Consider the following 755-nt stretch of genomic DNA (forward strand, 5'->3'; position numbering starts at 1 on the left):
AATGTCTTTCGTTTACTCGCAAAGCGATAGTCATAACGCCAGCATTTAGCGCCGCTTTTTTTTACCAACAGATACAGGCCTCCTCCGTCAGCCAACTTGTAATCTTTGTCCCTCAGCTTAGCCTGACGCACCATAGTATCGGTAAGTTTTTGTGTAGCCATTATGACGGTATCCAGTAAGATCGAACCAAGATACCGTCAACAATACCGTCAAATTTGCCGGATGGCAACGGATGAAAACGGGCCTAACTGGATATAAGATCAGCGTAAACCCAGTAATTCAGGGGCTTTACGGACATTTTCGGATGTTAATGGATTGTATAATGGTGCCCGGAGCCGGAATCGAACCGGCACGGCCGTTAAGCCGAGGGATTTTAAATCCCTTGCGTCTACCAATTTCGCCATCCGGGCATAGAGGGGGGGGATGGACTTACTTCTTAACCAAAAGCCAGTACCTTGTGCTGGCTTTTCACTGCAATGGCAGTGTGACGATTAACGTCTTTGAATATGGAGGCGCGGGTCGGAATCGAACCGACGATGGAGGAGTTGCAGTCCACTGCATTACCACTTTGCTACCGCGCCTTTTGGGGGCGGAATTGTACCCGACGATAATTTCAAAGAACAGTATGAAGGCGGGTATTTTGTAGATTAATGGTGCGAACCACCCTATTCCGCCCACGCGCACCATGCGCGAGGCGGCGCTCAAGCACGACATTACCGCAACCTTTATGGCCAAGCCGATCACCAACGAGCCGG

Annotated in this window: 1 protein-coding gene and 2 tRNA genes; all 3 read right to left on the bottom strand. The window is 49.9% G+C overall.

From position 1 onward, the window contains the following. Positions 1–161: Arm DNA-binding domain-containing protein (locus V7756_RS18920; RefSeq protein WP_335611753.1), on the bottom strand; the 161-nt coding region annotated here is incomplete at its 3' end. 162 nt (positions 162–323) lie between these two features. Continuing rightward, a tRNA-Leu gene (locus V7756_RS18925) sits at positions 324–410 on the bottom strand. A gap of 97 nt (positions 411–507) precedes the next feature. Further along, positions 508–581 (bottom strand) — tRNA-Cys (locus V7756_RS18930). Between the last annotated feature and the right edge of the window lie 174 nt (positions 582–755).

Source organism: Halopseudomonas sp. (assembly GCF_036961105.1).
Taxonomy (GTDB): domain Bacteria; phylum Pseudomonadota; class Gammaproteobacteria; order Pseudomonadales; family Pseudomonadaceae; genus Halopseudomonas.